The organism is Streptomyces sp. JK94, assembly GCF_053613315.1.
The window spans coordinates 53,611-76,841 of record NZ_JBSICH010000022.1; the positions used below are offsets into that span (position 1 = coordinate 53,611).

General features: G+C 73.8%; 19 protein-coding genes. 7 read left to right on the forward strand and 12 right to left on the reverse strand.

Going from position 1 to position 23,231, the window contains the following annotated elements; translation table 11 throughout:
- Nucleotides 1-111: 111 nt before the first annotated feature.
- From ACVV2G_RS20780 to rsmI, 9 genes are all read right to left on the reverse strand, one after another.
- Complete coding sequence (locus ACVV2G_RS20780; RefSeq protein ID WP_453844242.1) at nt 112-1,977, reverse strand: outer membrane protein assembly factor BamB family protein; 1,866 nt, start codon at nt 1,975-1,977, stop codon at nt 112-114.
- Between the two features lie 139 nt (nt 1,978-2,116).
- Nucleotides 2,117-3,961 carry an outer membrane protein assembly factor BamB family protein gene (locus ACVV2G_RS20785; RefSeq protein ID WP_453844243.1) on the reverse strand — a complete coding sequence of 615 codons (1,845 nt, stop codon included), beginning with the start codon at nt 3,959-3,961 and terminating at the stop codon, nt 2,117-2,119.
- 249 nt (nt 3,962-4,210) lie between these two features.
- Nucleotides 4,211-6,022: an ABC-F family ATP-binding cassette domain-containing protein gene (locus ACVV2G_RS20790; protein WP_453844244.1), complete on the reverse strand. Its 1,812-nt coding sequence runs from the start codon at nt 6,020-6,022 to the stop codon at nt 4,211-4,213.
- A 56-nt stretch (nt 6,023-6,078) separates the two neighbouring features.
- Nucleotides 6,079-6,975, reverse strand: a complete 897-nt coding sequence (locus ACVV2G_RS20795) for a 4-(cytidine 5'-diphospho)-2-C-methyl-D-erythritol kinase (RefSeq protein ID WP_453844245.1) — start codon at nt 6,973-6,975, stop codon at nt 6,079-6,081.
- A gap of 7 nt (nt 6,976-6,982) precedes the next feature.
- Nucleotides 6,983-7,843 carry a 16S rRNA (adenine(1518)-N(6)/adenine(1519)-N(6))-dimethyltransferase RsmA gene (gene rsmA / locus ACVV2G_RS20800; RefSeq protein WP_453844246.1) on the reverse strand — a complete coding sequence of 287 codons (861 nt, stop codon included), beginning with the start codon at nt 7,841-7,843 and terminating at the stop codon, nt 6,983-6,985.
- 148 nt (nt 7,844-7,991) lie between these two features.
- Nucleotides 7,992-9,293 (reverse strand): resuscitation-promoting factor, encoded by a 1,302-nt coding sequence (locus tag ACVV2G_RS20805; RefSeq protein ID WP_453844247.1) that lies wholly within the window; start codon nt 9,291-9,293, stop codon nt 7,992-7,994.
- Between the two features lie 109 nt (nt 9,294-9,402).
- On the reverse strand, nt 9,403-10,290 hold the full coding sequence (locus ACVV2G_RS20810; RefSeq protein WP_453844248.1) for a TatD family hydrolase: 888 nt from the start codon (nt 10,288-10,290) through the stop codon (nt 9,403-9,405).
- Between the two features lie 30 nt (nt 10,291-10,320).
- Nucleotides 10,321-10,767 (reverse strand): hypothetical protein, encoded by a 447-nt coding sequence (locus ACVV2G_RS20815; protein ID WP_453844249.1) that lies wholly within the window; start codon nt 10,765-10,767, stop codon nt 10,321-10,323.
- A gap of 163 nt (nt 10,768-10,930) precedes the next feature.
- A complete protein-coding gene (gene rsmI / locus ACVV2G_RS20820) occupies nt 10,931-11,788 on the reverse strand; it encodes a 16S rRNA (cytidine(1402)-2'-O)-methyltransferase (protein WP_453844250.1) in 858 nt (285 codons plus the stop codon).
- Between the two features lie 114 nt (nt 11,789-11,902).
- On the opposite strand from rsmI, the gene ACVV2G_RS20825 reads away from it, so the two are divergent.
- From ACVV2G_RS20825 to ACVV2G_RS20835, 3 genes are all read left to right on the forward strand, one after another.
- Nucleotides 11,903-13,648, forward strand: coding sequence for a dolichyl-phosphate-mannose--protein mannosyltransferase (locus ACVV2G_RS20825; RefSeq protein ID WP_453844251.1), 1,746 nt, complete (start codon nt 11,903-11,905; stop codon nt 13,646-13,648).
- Nucleotides 13,649-13,795: 147 nt separating this feature from the next.
- Nucleotides 13,796-15,430, forward strand: a complete 1,635-nt coding sequence (locus ACVV2G_RS20830; RefSeq protein WP_453844252.1) for a penicillin-binding transpeptidase domain-containing protein — start codon at nt 13,796-13,798, stop codon at nt 15,428-15,430.
- A 114-nt stretch (nt 15,431-15,544) separates the two neighbouring features.
- A complete protein-coding gene (locus ACVV2G_RS20835) occupies nt 15,545-17,215 on the forward strand; it encodes a penicillin-binding transpeptidase domain-containing protein (protein ID WP_453844253.1) in 1,671 nt (556 codons plus the stop codon).
- 223 nt (nt 17,216-17,438) lie between these two features.
- Here ACVV2G_RS20835 and ACVV2G_RS20840 read toward each other — a convergent pair whose 3' ends face one another.
- Nucleotides 17,439-17,816: an SsgA family sporulation/cell division regulator gene (locus ACVV2G_RS20840; RefSeq protein ID WP_453844254.1), complete on the reverse strand. Its 378-nt coding sequence runs from the start codon at nt 17,814-17,816 to the stop codon at nt 17,439-17,441.
- A gap of 183 nt (nt 17,817-17,999) precedes the next feature.
- On the opposite strand from ACVV2G_RS20840, the gene ACVV2G_RS20845 reads away from it, so the two are divergent.
- The 4 genes from ACVV2G_RS20845 to ACVV2G_RS20860 all read left to right on the forward strand — a co-directional run bounded on the left by ACVV2G_RS20845 (nt 18,000) and on the right by ACVV2G_RS20860 (nt 22,042).
- On the forward strand, nt 18,000-19,130 hold the full coding sequence (locus ACVV2G_RS20845) for an energy-coupling factor ABC transporter permease (protein ID WP_453844255.1): 1,131 nt from the start codon (nt 18,000-18,002) through the stop codon (nt 19,128-19,130).
- 1 nt (nt 19,131) lies between these two features.
- Nucleotides 19,132-19,923 carry a cobalt ECF transporter T component CbiQ gene (cbiQ, locus tag ACVV2G_RS20850; protein ID WP_453844256.1) on the forward strand — a complete coding sequence of 264 codons (792 nt, stop codon included), beginning with the start codon at nt 19,132-19,134 and terminating at the stop codon, nt 19,921-19,923.
- Nucleotides 19,911-20,693, forward strand: coding sequence for an energy-coupling factor ABC transporter ATP-binding protein (locus tag ACVV2G_RS20855; RefSeq protein ID WP_453844257.1), 783 nt, complete (start codon nt 19,911-19,913; stop codon nt 20,691-20,693). The genes cbiQ and ACVV2G_RS20855 overlap by 13 nt, the downstream gene beginning before the upstream one ends.
- Nucleotides 20,694-20,764: 71 nt before the next feature.
- Nucleotides 20,765-22,042 (forward strand): serine hydrolase domain-containing protein, encoded by a 1,278-nt coding sequence (locus ACVV2G_RS20860; RefSeq protein WP_453844291.1) that lies wholly within the window; start codon nt 20,765-20,767, stop codon nt 22,040-22,042.
- Nucleotides 22,043-22,127: 85 nt separating this feature from the next.
- Here the strand turns inward: ACVV2G_RS20860 and ACVV2G_RS20865 are convergent, their stop codons facing one another.
- The gene (locus ACVV2G_RS20865) at nt 22,128-22,403 is read right to left on the reverse strand and encodes a DUF1876 domain-containing protein (RefSeq protein ID WP_453844258.1); all 276 of its coding nucleotides are present in this window, start codon (nt 22,401-22,403) and stop codon (nt 22,128-22,130) included.
- Nucleotides 22,404-22,603: 200 nt separating this feature from the next.
- Nucleotides 22,604-23,116 (reverse strand): YbaK/EbsC family protein, encoded by a 513-nt coding sequence (locus tag ACVV2G_RS20870; protein ID WP_453844259.1) that lies wholly within the window; start codon nt 23,114-23,116, stop codon nt 22,604-22,606.
- Nucleotides 23,117-23,231 lie beyond the last annotated feature (115 nt).

Sequence of the window (23,231 nt, forward strand, 5' to 3'; positions counted from 1 at the left end):
ATCACCACCGTCCCGCGGTACGGCCCGCCCGGCACGGTCCCGCCGAAACGGCCCCGCCCCTGTCCAGGGACGGGGCCGTGCGGCTCCCGCGCGACGCCGGGGGACCGTTCCTCAGCCGCTGGTGCCGAAGCCGATCACGAGATACTCCTTCTCGTCCGCGCTGGTCAGCTCACTGGCGTAGGTCTGCGCCATGTACAGGCGCCCTTGCGAGTAGAGGTACTCGGAGTACTCCGGCAGCATGCCGGCCTCCACGTCCCGCACCGCGTCCGTCGACGGGTTCTCCAGCAGCGTGGTCTGCTTGAAGGTCCCGCCGTCGATGCTGACGATCTGGCCGCCCTTGTCGTACGGCGGGCGCTTGTAGGCGATCACGTTGCCGCCGTCCATGCGCAGCGGGGTGATCGTGTACTCCTCGCCGGCGTCGGCGCGCTGTCCGGTCTGCTTCCCGGTGGCGAGGTCGAAGGCGACGACCTCGTTGGTCCGGCTGTAGGACTTGCCGCTGCCCTCGTGCTCCTCGGTCGGGAGGTAGATCCGGCCGTTGCCGACCGCGAGGCCGGTGCACTGCTCGACCTTGGTGATGATGTCGCACTCGGCCGCGAACTTGTCGCCCGGCACCGAGATGCGGGTGAGCAGCTTCCCGGTCTTGTTGTCGATGGAGAACAGGTCCGAGATACCGCTGCCGTCTCCGGCGGAGTCGGCGACGTCCGTGGCCACGACCAGCGGGTTCGTCGACGCGATACCCGCGTACTCGATGCCCTTGGCCATCTTGTACTCGGAGATCACCTTCCCGGACTTCGGGTCGACGGTCTGGATGTTGAGCTGCCGGGCGCCGTACGAGCCGCACCGGCGCACCGCGACCAGCTTCTCGCCGCCCGCGTAGCCCGCGTCGTGGCAGGTGTCGGTCGCCTTCGGGGACCACAGGACGTCGCCCGTGGCGACGTCGAAGGCGACGCCTCCCTCGTTGCTGCCGGCCGCGACCGTGTCACCGCTGATCGTGACGTTGTCGAAGGAGATCGGCTGGTCGCCGGCGGTCTTCGTCCACACCTCCTTGCCCGCGTCCAGGTCGATGACCGCGACCTGGGTGCAGCCGTGCGAGGGCTCCGCCTTGGTCGGCATGGCGGGCTGGTGGACGACGACCGCCTTGTGGTCGTCGGTGACGTGCTTGCCGGCCGTGCAGACGGGGCCGGCCAGCTCGACCGTCCACTTCTCGCTGCCCTTGGCCGGGTCGTAGCCGACGATCTCGGCGATGCCGCTCTTGGCGTACACCTGGTCGGTGAGCCACGAACCGGCGACGACGACGCTGTTGTCCTCCTTGGTCACCGCCGGCGCGGGGACCTGGAAGAGCACCTTGGCGGCGGGGTCGGCGGGCACCTTCTCCACGCTGCCGGGGGACGTGCCGCCGTCGCCGCCCTTCTCGTCCGTGCCGCCCTCGCCACCGGTGCCGCCGCCGGAACTCGCGGTGTCGTCCCTGCCGTCGTCGGAGGAGCCGGCGTACCAGACACCGGCGCCGATGATCAGCGCGATCGCCACGACGGCCGACACGATGATCGCCAGCTGCGCGTTGATCTTCCGGCCGCCGCCCGGCCCGCCCGGCTGGGCCTGCATCGGCACGGTCGGCTGGGGATAGCCGTAACCGGGCTGTCCGGGCTGCCCGTACGGCGGCGTCGGCTGCCCGTAGGGCCCCGGCTGCTGCGGCTGCCCGTACCCGCCGGGGTAGCCGTAACCGGGCTGGGGCTGCGGGGGACCCTGCGGATACCCGTACCCCGCGGGCGGGGCCGCGGGCGTCTGCGCCGGGGTGGGCGGAGGCGTCTGCGGCGTCTGCGGCGTCTGCGGGTAGCCGTAGCCCGGTTCGGGGGTCTTGCCGAGGTTCGGCCCGCTGCCGGACGGCGGGGCCGGCGGCTGCGACGGCTGGTCCTGCGGTGGACCGAAGCCTCCCCCCTGCGGGGGCTCGTGGGGCGGCGGGGACGGCGGCTGGGTCATGACGTGTGCACCTCGGGGAGCAGGGAGCGGGGACGACGGGGAGGACCGTCCGGACCGTCCGGACCGTCCGGACCGGGCGGACCGGGCGGGCCGGCCCGGACGGAGGAGGCCTCGGGAGCGGACGGGGCGGGCGAGAAGGTCACTTGCCGAAGGCAAGCATCAACTTCTCCTTCGCGTCGTCGTTCCCGGTCAGACGGGTGCTGGAGAGGTAGAACCGCCCGTCGACCCAGTCGATGTCCTTGGAGTAGAAGCCGCTCTCGACGGCCGCGACGCCCTGCGGGTTCTGGAGCAGCTTGACCGGCTCGTGACTGCCGCCGCCGGTCGCGATGGACACGACCTGGCCGCCCGCGTCGTACGACGGCTGGACATACGCGATGAGCCGGTCGCCCTCGACCTTGATCGGCGTCATCGTCTCGTCCGCGGGGGACTTGACGCGCCACTTCTCCTTGCCGGTGGCGAGGTCGATCGCGACGATCTCGTTGGCGCCGGAGGCCGCCTCGGTCGGCAGGTAGAGGGTGCCGTCGGCGACGGCGACGCCCGCGCAGCCCTGGAGGTCGCGTTCGAGGATGGCCCAGCCGCACTCGGGGGCGAAGTCCTCGTCGACGCCGACCTGTTCCAGGATCTTGCCGCCGGAGGTGAAGGTGGAGATGTTCCAGACCTTCTTGTCCTCGTTGGTCGCGTAGATCACCAGCGGGTCGACGGAGTAGGCGCGGGCGACCCGCCAGCCCTTCTCGTACTTGTGGGTCCACTGGACCTTGCCGGTCCTCGGGTCCAGCCCCTGGACCTCGTCGTGCGCGTTGTCGCCGCCGGCGCCGCAGGAGGCGACCTGGACGAGCTTGGTCGCGCTGCCCGCGAACCCGGCCGGGAAGCAGGCGTCGCCGTACCGCTTCTTGTCGTACAGCTTCTTGCCGCTGGTGACGTCGTAGGCGGTGCCGGACTGGGAGCGGCCGACCATGAGGACCTTGCCGCTGACGTTCAGCTCGACGGAGAGCGCGGAGTCGAACAGCTCGCCGTCGGAGACCTCCTGCGTCCACCCCTTCGCGCCGGTGGCGAGGTCGATCTCCTGGAGCTTGTTGCACTTGGCACGGTCGCTGGAGCCGCTCATGTAGGCGACGACGATCCTGTCGTCGGCCGTCTTCTCCGGGGTGACCGCGCAGATCTTCTCCGGGAAGGCGATCGGGTCCCAGCTGGGCTTCCCGTCGCCGACGTCGTAGGCGAAGAGCTGCTTGTACGCCGCCTTCACCGCGGTCTTGTCGGTGATCCACATGCCGTCGGCGTCGGCGCCGGAGCCGGGGGCGTCGGGCGCCTCCTTGTACCAGAGCACCTTGGACTCGCCGGCCTGGCGGCCCTCGTTGAGGTCCTCGGGGTCCTCGCCGCCGTCGCCCCTGCCGTCACCGGGGTCGACCGGGGCGTCGCCGGTGGCGGAGGGCTTGGGGTCGTCGCTCCGGCCGGCGACGGGCTTCTCGTCCTTGTCGCCGTCACCGCTCGCGGTGACCGCCCACACGCTGCCGCCGATCACGAGCAGGGCCGCGACCGCGGCGCCGGCCACCAGGGCCGGCTTGCCCTTGAAGGGATTGCGGGACCCGGGGCCGCCGGGCGGCGGGGTGCCGGGCGCGCCCGGGAACTGCGGCTGCGGATAGCCGTAGCCGGGCTGCTGGCCGTAGGGGCCCGGCTGCTGGGGCTGGGCGTAGGAACCGGAGGTGTACGGTCCCGGCTGCGCGTAGGGGCCCGGTTGCGCGTAGGGACCGGGCTGCCCGGGCTGCTGCGGATAGCCGTACCCCGGCTGCTGCGGATAGCCGTACCCCGGCTGCGAGGGCGGGCCGAGCGGCGGACCCTGCGGCGGGCTGGACGGCGGGTCCTGCGGGGGACCGGACGGCGGGCCCTGCGGGGGCGGCGGTGTCTGCGGCGCCCCGAAGCCCGGCGGTGGATCCTGCGGTGCTCCGAAGCCACCCGGCTGCGGCGGCTGGTTGGGCGGCTGGCTCATCAGCGCGTTCCCCCTTATTGCACTCACTGATTTCAGGCCACGTCCCGAGGTACGCGCTGGCCTCGGAGTCGCCTGACGGCAGTCCCTCGGACAGTACTCGGACGGCATTTCTATCACCCGGGCCGCAGGACACACCGGGCCGCGTCCTCCCCTGTTCCCAAGGGAGGACCGGCCCGTGATGCCCCTGTTACGCGCCTTCACGCCCCCTTCACGCCACGCGCGCCCCCTGCGCGCAGGACCGTGCCGGGCTCAGGCGTCCTCGGCCAGTTCCAGCCAGCGCGTCTCCAGCTCCTCGCGCTGACCCGCCAGCGCGCGCAGCTCGGCGTCCAGCTCGGCCACCTTCGCGAAGTCCGTGGCGCTCTCGGCGATCCGCCCGTGCAACGTGGCCTCCTTCTCGGAGACCTTGTCCAACTGCCGCTCGATCTTCTGGAGTTCCTTCTTGGCGGCCCGCGCGTCGGCGGCGCTCCTCTCCGGCACCGCCGCGGCCGGCTTCGCCGCCGCCGGGGCGGACGCCGCTGCCGCCTCCTCCATGCGCCGGCGCCGCTCCAGGTACTCGTCGATGCCGCGCGGCAGCATCCGGAGCGCGCCGTCGCCGAGCAGGGCGAAGACCCGGTCGGTGGTGCGCTCGACGAAGAACCGGTCGTGCGAGATGACGATCATCGAGCCGGGCCAGCCGTCGAGCACGTCCTCCAGCTGGGTCAGGGTCTCGATGTCGAGGTCGTTGGTGGGCTCGTCGAGGAAGAGGACGTTGGGCTCGTCCATGAGGAGCCGCAGCAGCTGGAGCCGCCGCCGCTCACCGCCGGACAGGTCGCCGACCGGCGTCCACTGCTTCTCCTTGCCGAAGCCGAAGGTCTCGCACAGCTGCCCGGCGGTCATCTCCCGGCCCTTGCCGAGGTCGACGCGCTCACGGACGCGCTGCACGGCCTCCAGCACCCGCCAGGCGGGGTCGAGTTCGGCGACCTCCTGGGAGAGGTAGGCGAGCTTGACGGTCCTGCCGACCTTGACGCTCCCGCCCGCGGGCTGCTGCTCCCCGTCGCTGTACGCGGCGTTCGCGAGGTCCCGCAGCAGGGAGGTCTTGCCGGCGCCGTTGACGCCGACCAGGCCGACGCGGTCGCCGGGGCCGAGCTGCCAGGTGATGTGCTTGAGCAGCACCTTGGGGCCGGCCTGGACGGTGACGTCCTCCAGGTCGAACACGGTCCTGCCGAGCCGGGAGGAGGCGAACTTCATCAGCTCGCTGCTGTCCCGGGGCGGCGGTACGTCCGCGATCAGCTCGTTGGCGGCCTCGACGCGGAAGCGGGGCTTGGAGGTGCGGGCGGGGGCGCCGCGCCGGAGCCAGGCCAGCTCCTTGCGGACCAGGTTCTGCCGCTTGGTCTCCTCGGTGGCGGCGATGCGCTCGCGCTCGGCGCGGGCGAAGACGTAGTCGGAGTAACCGCCCTCGTACTCGTACACGTCGCCGCGCTGCACGTCCCACATGCGGGTGCAGACCTGGTCGAGGAACCAGCGGTCGTGGGTGACGCAGACGAGGGCCGAGCGGCGCTCGCGCAGGTGCTGGGCGAGCCAGGCGATGCCCTCGACGTCGAGGTGGTTGGTCGGCTCGTCGAGGACGACCAGGTCCTGTTCGTCGATGAGCAGCTTGGCGAGCGCGATCCGGCGCCGCTCGCCGCCGGAGAGCGGCCCGATGACGGTGTCCAGCCCCTGCGGGAAGCCCGGCATGTCCAGGCCGCCGAACAGCCCCGTCAGCACGTCGCGGATCTTGGCGTTGCCCGCCCACTCGTGGTCGGCGAGGTCGCCGATGACCTCGTGGCGGACGGTCGCCGCGGGGTCGAGGGAGTCGTGCTGGGTGAGGACGCCGAGCCGCAGCCCGCCGGAGTGGGTGACGCGGCCGGTGTCCGGCTCCTCCAGCTTGGCGAGCAGCCGGATCATGGTGGTCTTGCCGTCGCCGTTGCGGCCCACGACGCCGATGCGGTCCCCTTCGGAGACGCCGAGGGAGACCCCGTCGAGCAGGGCACGGGTGCCGTACACCTTGCTGACGTTCTCGACATTGACCAGGTTGACGGCCATTTCTCTCCTGCCTGGGGGACGATCGACCCTCCAGGGTAGTCCGGCCGGCCGCGGGCTCAGTCCTGGACCGTCGCCCCGGGCGCCGGGCCGCACGCGGTGCGCACGTCCCGGCAGGTCCCCGACGCCCGCAGCACCCCGGCGATGCCGGACGCCGACACGGCGTCGGTGGCGAGGAAGGCCGTGGTCGGTCCCGAGCCCGAGACCAGCGCCGCCAGCGCCCCCGCCGCCCGTCCCGCCGCGAGGGTGTCGGACAGCTGCGGGAAGAGGGAGAGGGCGGCGGGCTGCAGGTCGTTGGAGAGGGCGACGGCGAGCGCGGCGGGGTCCCCCTTGGCGAGGGCGTCCAGCACGGCCTGGTCGGCGACCGGCTCGGGGATCTTCCGTCCCTCGCCCAGCCGGTCGAACTCGCGGAAGACGGCCGGGGTGGACAGCCCCTTCGCGGCCATCGCGAACACCCAGTGGAAGTCGCCGCCGACCTCCAGCGCGGTCAGCTTCTCGCCCCGCCCGGTGCCGAGCGCGGCCCCGCCGACCAGGCTGAACGGCACGTCGCTGCCCAGCTCGGCGCAGATCGCCAGCAGTTCGTCGCGCGAGGCGCCGGTGCCCCACAGGGCGTCGCAGGCCACCAGTGCGCCGGCGCCGTCCGCGCTGCCGCCCGCCATGCCGCCGGCGACGGGGATGTCCTTGGCGATGTGCAGGTGCACGTCGGGGCTGCGCCCGTACCGCTCGGCGAGCGCCTCGGCGGCCCGGGCGGCCAGGTTGGTCCGGTCGAGGGGCACCTGGCCGGCGTCCGGCCCCTCGCAGGTGACGCGGAGCCCGTCGGCCGGGGTCGCGGTGACCTCGTCGTGGAGGGAGACGGCGAGGAAGACGTTGGCCAGGTCGTGGAAGCCGTCGGGGCGGGCGGCGCCGACCGCGAGCTGGACGTTGACCTTGGCGGGGACGCGGACCGTCACGCTCACTTGCTCGTCACTCCTTGTGTTCGGCGATACGCGCGAACTCTTCCACGGTCAGCGCCTCTCCGCGCGCCTGCGGCGACACGCCCGCGGCGACGAGGGCGGCCTCGGCGGCGGCCGCCGACCCGGCCCACCCGGCGAGGGCGGCCCGCAGGGTCTTGCGGCGCTGGGCGAACGCGGCGTCGACGACGGCGAAGACCTCGCGCCGGGACGCGGTGGTCTTCAGCGGCTCGCTGCGCCGGACGAGGGACACGAGCCCGCTGTCGACGTTGGGCGCGGGCCAGAAGACGTTGCGGCCGATGGAGCCGGCCCGCTTGACCTCGGCGTACCAGGTGGCCTTGACGGACGGCACGCCGTACACCTTGGAGCCCGGTCCGGCGGCGAGCCGGTCGGCGACCTCGGCCTGCACCATGACGAGGGTGCGCTCGATGCTCGGGAAGGTCTCCAGCATGTGGAGGAGGACGGGCACGGCCACGTTGTACGGCAGGTTGGCGACCAGCGCGGTGGGTGCGGGGCCCGGCAGCCCGGTCACGTGCATCGCGTCGGAGTGGACCAGCGCGAACCGGTCGGCGCGCTCCGGCACGCGGGCGGCGACGGTGGCGGGCAGGGCGCCGGCGAGGACGTCGTCGATCTCGACGGCGGTGACCCGGTCGGCGGCCTCCAGCAGGGCCAGGGTGAGCGAGCCGAGACCCGGTCCCACCTCGACCACCACGTCGTCGGGGCGTACCTCGGCGGTGCGGACGATACGGCGGACCGTGTTCGCGTCGATCACGAAGTTCTGGCCGCGCTGCTTGGTGGGGCGCACGCCGAGCGCTGCCGCGAGTTCACGGACGTCGGCGGGCCCGAGAAGGGCGTCGGGGGTGGGGCTGCTCACCCCGCAAGGGTAGCCGGGGGCGGTCACGGCCCGTCCCGACGGCCGGGGACGGTCACGGCCGGCCCCCGACGCCCGGGGACCGCCACGGCCGACCCCGACGGCCAGGGACGGTCACGGCCACCGACCCCGGCCGCCGGGGCGCCCGCGGTCACCCCTGCAGGCGTGCCCCGCAGTGCGGCCAGGGGTTCGGGCCGCTGCGCACGTACAGCTTCTTCGCCCGGTACGTCTGCTCCGCGGGCGCCGCGTCCTGGGGGCGGCCCTCGCCGCCGAGGCTGTGCCAGGTGAGGGTGTCGAGCTGGTAGAGGCCCCCGTACGTCCCCGAGGGGTCGACGGCGTCCGGGCGGCCGCCCGACTCGCACGCGGCCAGTGCCTGCCAGTGCAGGTGGTCGGCGCCCCGTACGGACGCGGGCCGGGGGCGGGTGCCGACCCGCACGAGCTGCGGGCGGGGTTCGCGCACCACCTCGGTGCGCAGCCGGCGCGGTTTCTGCCGGACGCCGTTGACGGTGCGCAGGGCGTAGGTGGTCCGCCGCAGTCCGGGCGCCCCCGCCTGCTGGACGACCTCCGTGCCCCGGTGCAGGGTGGGGTCCTCGGTCCGTCGCACGGCGAAGGGGACCGGGTCCTCGCGGACCTCCTGGGAAGCGGTGATGCGCAGCACCGTGACGGTCTGTCCGTCGCGGGGAAACCCGGCCGCCGGGACGGACGTCGTGTCCTGGCCGCGCAGGGTGACCCCGGCCTCCTCGACGGCCTCGCGCACGGTCGCGGCGTTGGTGCGGACGGTGCGGGCCCGGCCGTCCGCCATGACCGTCACCACCCGCTCGGTCCGGACGTCCAGGGCGAGGCCCTCGCGTCCGATGCGCCGGGAGGCGGGGGCGGACAGGTACGCGCCCTCGGTGCGGACGCCGAGCCGCCGCAGCGCCCCCTCCACCGTCTCCGCGGTCGTCCACACCTGGCGCCGGTGGCCGTCGAGGGTCAGCAGGACGGGGCGGCCGTAGCGGACGGTGACCTCCTCGCCGCTGGTCAGCAGGGTGCCGGGCGCGGGCACGATCACGTCGTGGGCGCCGACCTCGACGCCCTCCTCCGCGAGCAGCGCGGTCACGTCGCCGGCGAAGGTGTGCAGGGTGCGCGGGGTGCCGTCGACGGTCAGCTCGACCGCCTTGTCCTTGGCGACGAAGGCGGTGGTGCCGCCCGCGAGGAAGGCCACGACCAGCGCCCGGGGCACCAGCCGGCGCAGGGCGCCGTCCCCGCGTCCGGCGTCCCGGGCCCGGTGACGGCGCGCGGCCCTGCCGCCGGCCCGGACGGGGGCCGGCGCCCGGGCGGCGCCCTGCCGGGGCAGCGCCGCCCCGGCCGCCGGGCGGGCGGGGCGGTGGATCTCGCCGTACGCCGGGGTCGGCGCGCTGTGCACGTCGTACGGCGCCGGCGACTCGTGGGTCTCGGACGGGGTTCTGCTCACGCCGACACGCTCCAGGGGTCCGGATCGGGCCCCCAGAACCTAGCGGAGCGGCCGTCACTCTCCAAAGCGGCGCCGTCACCCAGCGTGGCGTACGTCCGGGCGGGTTCCGTCAGTAGCCGAAGGCGCGGGCCGTGTTCGCCGCGAGGGCCTTCGCCAGCGTGTCCTCGGCGACGCCCCGCACCTCGGCCATGGCGCGCACGGTGACCGGCACCAGGTAGGGGGCGTTCGGCCGGCCCCGGTAGGGCGCCGGGGTCAGGAACGGCGCGTCGGTCTCCACCAGGACCAGCTCCTGCGGGGCGGCGGCCAGGGCGTCGCGCAGGCGCTGGGCGTTCTTGAAGGTGACGTTGCCGGCGAAGGACATGTAGTACCCGGCGCGGGCGCAGATCCCGGCCATCTCGGCGTCGCCGGAGTAGCAGTGGAAGACGGTGCGCTCGGGGGCGCCCTCCTCCTCCAGGACGCGCAGGACGTCGGTGTGGGCGTCGCGGTCGTGGATGACCAGGGCCTTGCCGTGCCGCTTGGCGATCTCGATGTGGGCGCGGAAGGACCGCTCCTGGGCCTCCTTGCCCTCGGGACCGGTGCGGAAGTGGTCCAGTCCCGTCTCGCCGACGCCCTTGACCTGCGGCAGCGCGGCCAGCCGGTCGATCTCGGCGAGGGCGTCGTCGAGCGCCGCGTCCCCGCCGGGCGCGCGGGCCTCCTGCCCGGGCCGGCCTCCCCCGGGGTCGCCGTTGACGATGCGCGGCGCCTCGTTGGGGTGCAGGGCGACGGTGGCGTGCACGGCGTCGTACGCCGCCGCCGTCTCGGCCGCCCAGCGGGAGCCGGCGAGGTCGCAGCCGACCTGGACGACGGTCGTCACGCCGACCGACGCGGCCTTGGCGAGGCCCTCGGCCACCGTGCCCGACTGCATGTCGAGGTGGGTGTGCGAGTCGGCGACCGGGACGCGGAGGGGCTCGGGCAGCGGCGGGGCCGCGTTCTTGTCGGCCGGGGTGTTCGAAGGCATGCCCCGATCCTACGGAAGCTCCGGCGGGGGTCAGCCCGCCCGGCGGTGGAGGTGGAGGGCGCACAGGAGGCCGGTCACGCGCCCCTGCCGGTGCCGGCGCCCGGAGACGGGCCCCGGCGCCCCCGACGCCCCCGCCCCCGGCGTCCCGGGAACCCGCGGCACCTCCAGGGGGCCGGCCGGCGGCACCCGGTGGACCCCGGGCGCGGTGCCGCGCACCGCGGCGACCCGCCCCGGCCGCATGATCCGCACGAGGTGGCCGTCGCAGTCGGCGCAGGTGGGCCGGGTCAGCGGGGAGGGCACGACACGGCCGTCCGCGACGTAGAGCACGAACGCGTGGCCGTCGGCGTCCATGTGGTGCCCGATCTCGAACGACTGCTCCCAGCCGTGCCCGCAGCGCATGCAGGCGAAGGAGTACGACTCGTGGACGACGGCGCTGGCTCCGGCGTGCACGGCGTTCCGTGCCGCACTCTCACTCATGCTCATCCCGGCTCCTTCGGCTCACCGGCCGCTTCTTCGGCCCTTCCTCCAGTGGACTCCTCCACCGGCGGGAAGGCACCGGTTCTGCCGAGTGTTTGAGCTGTCTTGGGCCGTCCTTGGCGCAAGGGGGCGAAAGGTCAGGGACGAGTCAAACGCGGCCGGATCAGCTCCCCTGCCTCTCGGCGTTCTTCGCCGCCACCACCGCGTCGAACACCTCCCGCTTGGGCACGCCGGCCTGTGCGGCCACCGCGGCGATGGCCTCCTTGCGCCGCTCGCCCGCCTCCTCGCGCACCCGCACCCTGCGCACCAGCTCCTGGGCTCCGATCTCCCCGGGGCCCTGCTCCGGCGCGCCCTCGACGACGAGGGTGATCTCGCCGCGCACCCCCTCGGCGGCCCACGCGGCCAGCTCGCCCAGGCCGCCGCGCCTGACCTCCTCGTAGGTCTTGGTCAGCTCCCGGCAGACGGCGGCCCGCCGGTCGGCGCCGAAGACCTCGGCCATGGCGGTGAGGGTGTCGTCGACGCGGTGCGGGGACTCGAAGCAGACGAGGGTCCGGCGCTCCCCGGCCATCTCGCGCAGCCGGGTCAGCCGCTCGCCGGCCTTGCGCGGCAGGAAGCCCTCGAAGCAGAACCGGTCGACCGGCAGTCCGGACAGCGCGAGCGCGGTGAGCACGGCGGACGGGCCGGGCACGGCGGTGACCCTGACGTCCCGCTCGACGGCGGCGGCGACCAGCCGGTAGCCGGGGTCGGAGACGGACGGCATCCCGGCGTCGGTCACGAGCAGCACCCGCGCGCCGCCCACCAGTTCCTCGACCAGCTCGGGCGTCCGGGCCGACTCGTTGCCCTCGAAGTACGACACGACCCGTCCGCCGGGCGTGACGCCGAGCGCCTGGGTGAGCCGGCGCAGCCGCCGGGTGTCCTCGGCCGCGACGACGTCCGCGCCGGCCAGTTCCTCGGCGAGCCGGGGCGGTGCGTCCCGGACGTCGCCGATGGGGGTGCCCGCCAGTACAAGGGTTCCAGTCACGCCTCCATCCTCCCAGGAGCGGACGGACCTCTTCGCGGGGGCGGACGGGGACGCGTGCCGACCGGTCCGGGGCATGCGCGGGACGTGCACAGAACGGTTCCCTACGATGGCGCGGTGACCAGTACCGCGTCCTCCACGGACACCCGGCAGGACCAGGCCCCGCACGACGAGCGGCCCGCCTGGCAGCAGCGGCTGCGCCGCTTCGGCTACACGGGCGGGCCCGCGGCCGACGACGTCCGCGACCGGCTGGTGCCCCCGTACACGCGCCCCGGTGAGCGCCTGTGGGTCTTCCTCGGCCTGTCGAAGCCGTTCGCCGACCGGATCGTGCGCTGGTCGGCGTGGGGCGGGCCGCTGCTGGTGGCACTGCTGGCGGGCGTGCTGCGGTTCTGGAACCTGGGCAGCCCGAAGGCGGTGATATTCGACGAGACGTACTACGCCAAGGACGCCTGGTCGCTGATCCACCGCGGTTTCGAGGTCAACTGGGACAAGAACGCCAACGACCTGATCCTGAACTCGGGCGGTGACGTCCCGGTCCCGGCGGACGCGGCGTACGTCGTGCATCCGCCGGTCGGCAAGTACGTCATCGGCCTGGGTGAGCTGCTGTTCGGCTTCGACCCGTTCGGCTGGCGGTTCATGACGGCGCTGCTCGGCACGCTGTCGGTGCTGCTGCTGTGCCGGATCGGGCGCCGGCTGTTCCGCTCCACGTTCCTCGGGTGCCTGGCGGGCGCGCTGATGGCGGTGGACGGGCTGCACTTCGTGATGAGCCGCACCGCGCTGCTGGACAGCGTGCTGATGTTCTTCGTGCTGGCCGCCTTCGGCTGCCTGGTCGCCGACCGCGACCGGGCCCGCGGGAAGCTCGCCGCCGCGCTGCCGGTGGACGACGACGGCCGGGTCCGGCCGGACCCGCACCTCGCCGCAACGTTCCGCTTCGGCCTGCGTCCGTGGCGGCTGGCGGCCGGGCTGATGCTGGGCCTGGCGGCGGCCACCAAGTGGAACGGCCTGTACATCATGGCGGCCTTCTGCGTGATGGCCGTCCTGTGGGACGTCGGCACCCGCCGGGTCGCGGGCGCGCGCCGGCCGCGCCTGGCGGTGCTGAGGTACGACCTGGGCTGGGCGTTCCTGTCGACGGTGCCGGTCACGCTCGCCACGTACGTCCTGTCCTGGCTGGGCTGGATCCTCTCCCCCGCCGACGGCACCGGCGGCTACTACCGCGACTGGGCGGCGAACGACGGCGGGAACAGCGCCTGGTCCTGGCTCTTCCCGGACTGGTGGCGCAGCCTGTGGCACTACGAGACGCAGGTGCTGACATTCCACACCCACCTCACCTCGCCGCACACCTACGAGTCCAACCCGTGGAGCTGGATCGTCCTCGGCCGCCCGGTCTCCTACTTCTACGAGTCGCCGGCGCCCGGCTCGGACGGCTGCCCGGCGGACGCGGGCGAGAAGTGCGCCCGCGAGGTCCTGGCGCTCGGCACCCCGCTGCTGTGGTGGGTGGGCTGCTTCGCGCTGCTGTACGTCCTGTGGCGCTGGGCCTTTCGCCGCGACTGGCGCGCGGGCGCCGTCGCCTGCGGCCTCGCGGCCGGGTACCTGCCCTGGTTCCTGTTCCAGGAGCGCACGATCTTCCTCTTCTACGCGGTCGTCTTCCTGCCCTTCCTCTGCCTCGCGGTGGCGATGCTGCTGGGGGCGATCGTGGGCCGGCCGGGCAGCGGCGACGCCCGGCGGGTCGCGGGGGCGACGGGCGCGGGCGTACTGGTGCTGCTCATCGCCTGGAACTTCATCTACTTCTGGCCCCTCTACACCGGCACGGCGATCCCGATGGAGGACTGGCGGGCGCGGATGTGGCTGGACACCTGGGTCTAGGGGTGCCGGATCTCCATTCGGCCACCATCCGGAAACATCCATACCACCGGTCACCCTCTGCACCTAGAGTGCAACCACACGCGCTTCTGAACGTGTTCAAGAGCGGGTGGATGTTCTCAACGGGGATCGGACGGGGAGGGACTGCCGATGGGCAGGGGGGTCAAGGTCGCGGTCGTGGGCGGCGTGTTCGCCGTGATGGTGGGCGGGGCCGGGTACGGCACCTACAACGTCGTGTCGGCGCTGGACGGCGGCGGGGGCACGGGGCCCGTCGGGGCGTCGGCCAGGGAGAGCGGGCCGCCGAGCGGTGACGAGGTCGGGGAGACGGCGGAGAAGTTCCTCACGGCCTGGGAGAAGGGGGACGCGACGACCGCGGCGTCGTACACGAACAACGCGGCGGTCGCCGGGACGCTGCTGACGGCCTACGGCGCGCAGGCGCACATCACCGACGTCGAGATCACGCCCGGCGCGGCGGCCGGCACCGCCGTGCCGTTCACGGTGCGGGCGAAGGTGTCGTACGAGGGCGCGTCCAAGCCGCTGTCGTACGAGAGCCGGCTGACGGTGGTGCGCGGTGAGACCACCGGGCGGGCGCTGGTCGACTGGCAGCCGTCCCTCGTCCACCCGGACCTGAAGGACGGCGACGCCCTGGTGACGGAGGAGTCGGCGACCCCGCAGATCGAGGCGGTCGGCCGCGACGGTGCCGTCCTCACCCGGGAGAAGTACCCCTCGCTCGGCCCGGTGCTCGCCACGCTCCGGGAGAAGTACGGCGACGAGGCGGGCGGCACCCCCGGCGTCGAACTGGTGATCCGGCACGGGAACGACGGCAGGCCGGACACCCCGCTGCTGACCCTGACGGAGGGCGAGCCGGGCAGGCTGGAGACCACCCTCAGCGCGAGCGTGCAGGCGGCTGCCGAGAAGGCGGTGAAACGGTACGGCGAGTCCTCCGTGGTGGCCGTCCAGCCGAGCACCGGTGAGGTGCTGGCCGTGGCGAACAACCGCGCGGACGGCTTCAACGCGGCCTTCGAGGGAGCGGTCGCCCCCGGCTCCACCATGAAGATCATCACCGCGGCGATGCTGATCGACAACGGTGTGGCCTCGATGAACGACCCGGCGCCCTGCCCGGACACGGCGACCTGGCGGAGCCAGACCTTCAAGAACCTCACCGGCATGCCGGCCGACGAGGGCGCCACCCTGGCCACCACCTTCATGCGGTCCTGCAACACCGGTTTCATCAAGCTCATCGACGAGGAGCCGCTCACGGACGCCTCGCTGACGGCGGAGGCCGAGGAGCGCTTCGGGCTCGGGCGGAACGACTGGCAGACCGGCATCACCTCCTTCGACGGCAAGGTCCCCGCGGTGAGCGGCCCCGACCGCGCGGCGAACGCCATCGGTCAGGGCCAGGTCCAGATGAACCCGCTGAACATGGCGTCGGTGACGGCGACCGCCATCACCGGCGCGTTCCGCCAGCCCCACCTGGTCCCGCCCGGCCTGGACGGCCGGCGGCCGGCCACCGCCAAGGGCCTGCCGCAGAGCACCGCCGCCCAGCTCAAACAGATGATGCGGCTCACCGCCACCCAGGGCACCGGCCGGACGGCCATGTCCGGGCTCGACGGTGACATCGGTGCCAAGACCGGGTCGGCCGAGGTGGACGGGCAGACCACGTCCAACAGCTGGTTCACCGGCTTCCGGAACGACGTCGCCGCGGCGGCCATGACCGAGGAGGGCGGCCACGGCGGCGACGCGGCCGGTCCGATCGTGGCGGACGTGCTGCGGGCGGGGGGCTGAGGCGCACCGGACGTGACGGGTGCCCATACTGTGGTCGCCGTCGTAGGAAACGTGAGGCACACAGGGCGCCGCGGCGTCCCCGGGATTCCGGGTGCCGTGGAGGAACGGGACGCAGTGGGCAGCAGAAGGGCCGCCGGTGAACGGCGCAAGACGAGACCCGCCGTGATCGGCGGCGTGGCCGCCGTGGTCGTGGCCGGCGCCGGATTCGGTGCCTACGCGACGTACGGCGGCGGGACCGCGGGGGACACCGCCAGGGCGGCGTCCGCCGCGGCCGAGGAGAAGGGCAGGTCGGGTCCGCTGACGGCGGCCGAGGTCACCACGACGGCCCAGCGGTTCCTCAGCGCCTGGCAGAAGGGCGACGTCGCCGGGGCCGCCGCCCTCACCGACGACGCCGAGGGGGCGAAGGCCCTGCTCACCGGGTACGCCGAGGACGCCCGCGTCAAGGACGTCACGCTCACCGCGGGCACCCCGGCCGACGGCCGGGTCCCCTTCTCCGTGAAGGCCACCGTCGCCCACGGGAAGACCGCCGAGCCCCTGGCGTACGACAGCGCGCTGACCGTCGTGCGCCGGACCGGCGACGGCGAACCGCGGGTCGCCTGGCACGCCGCCGTCGTCCACCCGGAGCTGAAGGACGGCGACAAGCTGGTCACCGGGGAGGCCGGGACCCCGCCGGTCGAGGCGCTGGACCGGAACGGGGAGCGGATCACGGCCGCGCGGTACCCCTCCCTCGGCACCGTCCTGGACGGCCTGCGCGAGAAGTACGGCAAGACGGCCGGCGGCACCCCCGGCGTCGAGCTGCGCGTGGTCCGCGGCAAGGAGTCGAAGGCGGCGAAGGTCTCCGACAAGACCCTGCTGGAGCTGAGCGAGGGCACGCCGGGCACGGTGAGGACGACCCTGGACCCGGCCCTCCAGGAGGCCGCCGAGAAGCAGGTGGCCGGCAAGGCGCGGGCTTCGGTGGTCCTGCTGCGCGCGTCCACGGGCGAGATCCTCGCGGTCGCCAACGGCGGCCACGGCTTCAACACCGCCTTCCAGGGCTCGCTGGCCCCCGGCTCCACGATGAAGGTCGTCACCGCCTCGATGCTGATCGAGAAGAACCTGGCGTCGATGGACGAGAAGCACCCGTGCCCGAAGTACTTCAGCTACGGCGGCTGGAAGTTCCAGAACGACGACGAGTTCGAGATCAAGGACGGCACCTTCAAGGCGAGCTTCGCCCGCTCCTGCAACACCGCGTTCATCAGCCAGGCCCCCGAGCTGTCGAACGACGACCTGACCAGGCAGGCGAAGGAGGTCTTCGGCCTCTCGATGGACAACTGGTCGGTGGGCGTACCCACCTTCGACGGCGCGGTGCCGGTGCAGAAGGCGGCCCCGATGGCCGCCTCCCTCATCGGCCAGGGCGGGGTGCGGATGAACCCGCTGAACATGGCGTCCGTCGCGGCGACCGTGAAGTCGGGAAGCTTCCACCAGCCCTACCTGGTCGCCCCGTCGGTCGACGGCCGCAAGCTGGCGACGGCGTCCCGCACGATGTCGGCGTCCACGCTGGGGCAGCTGCGCGAGCTGATGTCCTACACGGCGGCGTACGGCACCGCGGCCGAGGCGATGGCCGGGGTCGGCGGTGACGCCGGCGCGAAGACCGGCTCGGCGGAGGTCGACGGCCAGGAGAAGCCCAACGGCTGGTTCACGGCGTACAAGGGCGACCTGGCCGCGGCGGGCGTGGTCCAGCAGGGTGGCCACGGCGGCGACACGGCGGGCCCGATCGTCGCGGCGCTGCTGAAGAGCGCCGGCTGACCGGCGCGGTCGTACGGCGGGGGGCGCTGTGGGCCACCGGCGGCTCCGTGGGCCACCGGCCCGGTCGTACGGCAGAGACTCGGCGGGCCATCAGCCCGGCCGCACGGCAGAGGCTCAGTGGGCCACCGACCCGGTCGTACGGCGGGAGGGGGCTCAGTGGGCCACCGACCCGGTCGTGCGGCAGGGACTCAGCGGGTCACCGGCCCGGTCGTGCAGCAGGGGCTCAGTGGGCCACCGGCTGGGCCGCCGCGGTGCGGGTGCGGCGCAGGAACCTCGTGAGCGTCCTGGTCTCGAACTGGACCACCGAGCAGCCCTGCGAGGAGTGCAACTCGACGACGGCCTGCACCCGCCCGCACGGCCAGACCCGCACCTCACCGGTCCCGGCGGGCGCGCGCAGGCCCTGTTCCAGCAGCGCCCGGGAGAAGGTCCACTCGCGGGGTCCCGGGCCGCGGCCCCGCGCCGGCAGCGCGACGCACACCGACCGGGGGTCGTGGTCGGGGTCGTAGCGGAGCACCACGGGTGTCGCTCCGCCGTCGTCCTCGTCCGGGAGATCCGCGTCCGTCAGGATGTGGGCTCGTGCGTACTCTTCGACTACGGACATCGGATCGCCCCTTGCGCTGCGTCACCTTGGCGAAAGCTGTGCGTCCACCCCCTTGACCAATGTCCCATATTTCCCGCGTCACGCCTTTCGGCTCGCATCTCACCTGTGAGATGAGCCGCCTCCGCGGGTCAGCCTTTATCTCGCTCTTGCAAAGCGGTTGCAACTGGTCCCTATCATCGAACGGTGCACGTACCTGACGGATTCATCGACGCCCCGACCTCCGCCGTCACCGGAGTCGTCGCCGCCGGCGCCATCGCGGTCGGCCTGCGCGGCGCGCGCCGCGAGCTGGACGAGCGGACGGCGCCCCTGGCGGGGCTGGTCGCGGCGTTCGTCTTCGCGGTGCAGATGCTGAACTTCCCCGTCGCCGCGGGCACCAGCGGGCATCTGCTCGGCGGAGCCCTCGCCGCGATCCTGGTGGGCCCGTACACAGGGGTGCTGTGCGTCTCCGTGGTCCTGCTCATGCAGGGCATCCTCTTCGCCGACGGCGGCCTGACCGCGCTCGGCGTCAACATCACCGACATGGCGGTCGTCACCACCGTCGTCGCCTACGCCCTCTTCCGGGGCCTGGTGAAGGTCCTGCCCCGCACCCGCCGCTCGGTGACCGCCGCCTCCTTCGTCGCCGCCCTCGTCTCCGTCCCGGCCGCCGCCCTCGCCTTCACGTTCCTGTACTGGATCGGCGGCACCACCGACGTCGCCATCGGCCGGGTCGCGACGGCGATGATCGGCGTGCACGTGCTGATCGGCATCGGTGAGGCCGCGATCACCGCGCTGACCGTCGGCGCGGTCATCGCCGTACGCCCGGACCTCGTGTACGGGGCGCGCGGCCTGACACGGAGGCTCAGGCTGCGCGTGAACGGCGAACTCGTCGACGCCCCGGCCGCCGAGCCGGCCCCCGCCCCCGCCGCCCGTTCGCACCGCGGGCTGTGGATCGCCGGCCTGGTCACCTCGGTGGTCCTGGCCGGCTTCGTCAGCTTCTACGCCTCCGCCGACCCGGACGGCCTGGAGAAGGTCGCCGCCGACGAGGGCTTCGACGAGCAGGCCGAGGAGCACGCCGGCTCCGGCTCCCCGCTGGCCGACTACGGCGTCGAGGACGTCACGGACGCCCGCCTGTCCGGCGGCCTCGCGGGCGTGATCGGGGTCGGTGTCACGGTCGTCGCGGGCAGTGCGGTGTTCTGGTCGGTGCGCAGGCGGCGCGGCGACGACGCGTCGCCGGCGAACACGTCGACGGACACGACGGCGGGCACGAGGACGGACACGACGACGGGCACGACGACGGGTAGGTCGACGGGCACGACGACGGACACGAACGCCTGACATGGGGGCTCATGAGGGCGCCTCCCCCGCCTTCGGCAGTGGGGGAGTACACCGGCTGCACCGGCCCGGGCACTCCCCCGTGCACGGTCTGCCGCCGCACACCAAGCTCGCCGCGGCCTTCGCCTTCGTGATCGTCGTGGTGTCGACGCCGCGCGAGGCGATGTGGGCCTTCGGCCTCTACACGCTGCTGCTCGCCACGGTGGCGTACGCGGCCCGCGTCCCGGCCGGTTTCCTCCTCAAACGGCTGCTGATCGAGGTGCCGTTCGTCGCGTTCGCGGTGCTGATGCCGTTCGTGGCGGAGGGTGAACGAGTCGAGGCGCTCGGCATGTCGCTGAGCGTGAACGGCCTGTGGGGCGCCTGGAACGTGCTGGCCAAGGGCACCCTGGGCGTCGCCGCCTCCGTGCTCCTCGCCGCCACCACCGAGCTGCGCGCACTCCTGCTCGGCCTCCAGCGGCTGAAGCTGCCGCCGCTGCTGGTGCAGATCGCGTCCTTCATGATCCGCTACGGGGACGTCATCGCGGACGAGATGCGTCGGATGCGCATCGCGCGGGAGTCGCGCGGCTTCGAGGCGCGCGGGGTCCGGCACTGGGGTGTCCTCGCCAAGTCCGCCGGGGCGCTGTTCATCCGCTCCTACGAGCGCGGCGAGCGCGTGCACCTGGCCATGATCAGCCGCGGATACGCCGGTTCGATGCCGGTGATCGACGAGGTGACCGCCTCCCGGGCACAGTGGTCGTACGCGCTGGCCCTCCCCGTCGCCGCCCTCGTGGTCTGTCTGCTGGGATGGACGCTGTGACCGACGACCCGGCCGGCTCCGTGCCCGCCTCCCTCGAAGTCTCCGGCCTCGCCTTCGCCTACCCCGACGGGCACCAGGCCCTCTTCGGCGTGGACTTCTCCGTCGCCCGCGGCGAGCGGGTCGCGCTGCTCGGCCCGAACGGCGCGGGCAAGACGACCCTGGTCCTCCACCTCAACGGCATCCTGAGCGGCGGCACCGGCACGGTCAGGGTCGCCGGGCTGCCCGTGGACCGGCGGAACATGGCGGAGGTCCGGCGCCGGGTCGGCATCGTCTTCCAGGACCCCGACGACCAGCTCTTCATGCCGACCGTGCGCGAGGACGTGGCGTTCGGGCCGGCGGCGGCCGGGCTGAAGGGGGCGGATCTGGAGGCCTGCGTGGACCGGGCGCTCGGCCTGGTCGGCATGGCGGAGTTCAGGGACCGGCCCCCGCACCACCTCTCCTTCGGCCAGCGGCGCCGGGTGGCGGTGGCGACGGTGCTCGCGATGGAGCCGGAGATCCTGGTCCTGGACGAGCCCTCCTCCAACCTCGACCCCGCCTCCCGCCGCGAACTCGCCGACATCCTGCGCTCCCTGGACGTGACGGTCCTGATGGTCACCCACGACCTGCCCTACGCCCTGGAGTTGTGCCCCCGGGCCCTGATCCTCAGCGACGGCGTGATCGCGGCGGACGGCCCGACCGCCGGCCTGTTCTCCGACGACGAGCTGATGCGCGCCCACCGCCTGGAGCTGCCGTTCGGCTTCGACCCGCGGTCGGTGCCGGCGCGCGGGTGAGGAATCGCAGGCGGGCGGTGGTGGTTGCACCCATGGCCGCAGGCGACCGGGAGGGACGTGGGACAGTGGACGTGGACGTGCAGGGCACAGTGGCCGAGGGCTTCGAGCCCGTCAGGGACGCGTTCGCACGGAACTTCGCGGCGCTCGGGGAGCGGGGCGCGGCGGTCGCCGTCTACCGGGACGGGCGCAAGGTCGTCGACCTGTGGGGCGGCACGAAGCACGTGGACGGCGCGGGCGGCGCGGACGCCACGGGCGGCACGACGGGCGCGGGCGGCTCGGACGCCACGAGGGGCACGGGCGGCACCAGGGGCACGGGCGGCAGTGAGCCGTGGCGCCGGGGCACCGCCCAGATCGTGCGCTCGGCCACGAAGGGGGTCGCCGCCGCCGTACCGCTGCTGCTGCACCAGCGCGGGGAGCTGGACCTGGACGCGCCGGTGGGCGAGTACTGGCCCGAGTTCAAGGCGCACGGCAAGGAACGGGTACTGGTCCGGCACGTGCTGAACCACCGGGCCGGGCTGCCGGTCCTCGACCGTCCGCTCAGTCCCGAGGAGGCCCTCGACCCGCTGCGGGGCCCGCGGGCCGTCGCCGCCCAGGCACCCGTCTGGGAGCCGGGCACCGACCACGGCTACCACGCGCTGACGTACGGCTGGCTGCTCGACGAACTGGTGCGCAGGGTGACGGGCGGGCGGGGCGCCGGTGAGTGGATCGCGGACGAGATCGCCCGGCCGCTGGGACTCGACCTGTGGGTGGGGCTGCCGACGGCGGAGGAGGCGGCGGGCCGGGCCGGCCGGGTCGGACGCGTCGAGGAGCCCGAGCCGTCGGGGAGCGGGCCGCGGCTGCGCCCCAGGCGTTCCGTCACCGAGGCCTACGAGGACCCCGGCTCCCTCACCCGCCGCGCCTTCGCCGCGATCACGCCGTTCCCCGACCAGAACGACCCGGCGTACCGGGCCTCGGCCCTCCCGGCGTCCAACGGCATCGCGACGGCGGACGGGCTGGCCCGCTTCTACGCGGCCCTGATCGGCGGGGTCGACGCGGTGACGCGGCACGTGCGGCTGTTCGACGCGGCCACGATGGAGGCCGCCCGCGCGCAGGAGTCGGCCGGGCCGGACCGGGTCCTCGTCGTCACCACCCGGTTCGGCCTCGGGTACATGCTGCACGGCAGCGCGTCGCCGTTCCTGTCCCCCGGCTCCTTCGGCCACCCGGGCCGCGGGGGCGCCCTCGGCTTCGCCGACCCGGAGTCGGGCATCGCCTTCGGCTACGTCACCAACGGTCTCCGCCGGAGCGTGACGGCGGACCCGCGGGCACAGGCGCTGGTGCGGGCGGTACGGGCCTGCCTCGGCCCGAGCTGACCGGGCACCGCCGCCGGGGCCCGCGCGGACCGCGCGGCGGTGGAGCGAGGTGGCACCGGCGCCCGGCCTTCGGCGGGCGGGGCGCTCACACGTGGATCGGGTGGGACGTCCTCCCCGACGCCGCGTCGATCTCCTCGTGCGCCTTGGTGAGCAGTCGCATCGCCAGTTCGTTCAGCGCGCGTGCCCCCGCCACCTCCTCACCGACTCTCGGCTGGCGGGCGTCGACGCGGTGCCGGCTGGCACGGCCGTGCGCACGGACCTCGCTGCCGTCGGGGAGCCGCACCATCGCGACCGCCCGCGTGTGCTGGTCGTCCTCCATGAACTCCATCTCGACATGCCATCCCACTGCGGTGTGCATCATGACGATCACCTCCGGAACACCTGCTTCCAGGGTGCTCCTCACAGCCGCCGTACGCACCACACCTCCCGGCCCGTCCCATGCGCTCCGCCCCGGGCGCGACATCGGCCCGACCAAGTGGGCACGCCCGGACTCGCCGGGACGGGCGGGACCGCGTCAGCAGGGCGCGGCCGGCGCCGCGGACGGCTCCGGCGGTCAGGGGGTCACTCGGTGCGTTCGCGCACGTCCACGAGGGTGGCACCGGCGGTGGCGACGAGTTGCTCGGGCTCCATCGGGAAGACGGCGTACGGCGTGCCGGCGGCCGCCCAGACGACCTCGTGCGCGAGGAGGGACCGGTCGGCGAGCACCCGGGTCCGTTCACGGTGGCCGAAGGGCGGCACGCCCCCGATCGCGTAACCGGTCGTCTCCCGTACGACGTCGGCCTTGGCCCGCGTCACCTTCCCGGCGCCGAGTTCCTCGCGGACGCGCTCCAGGTCGACGCGGGAGGCGCCGTCCATGAGGACCAGCACGGGGACCCCGTCCGCCGCGAAGATCAGCGACTTGCAGATCTGGCTCAGCTCGCACCCGAGGGCGGCGGCGGCCTCGGCGGCGGTCCGGGTGGCGTCCGGGAAGCGCCGGGCCCGTGCCGCCAGTTCACCGAGGCCGAGCCGGTCCAGGGCCTCGGCGAAACGGGGGTGGGCGGCGCGGGCTCCGGAGGAGTCGTCGGTCGTCGTCATGGTCGGCACGGTAGCGGTACGTGCGACCTGCGTGCGACCGGATCGCGGCGCGCACACGGGAGGCCGGCGAGGGCTGCCCCGTCCCCACGGAGCCCTCACCGGCCGGCCGGTGACA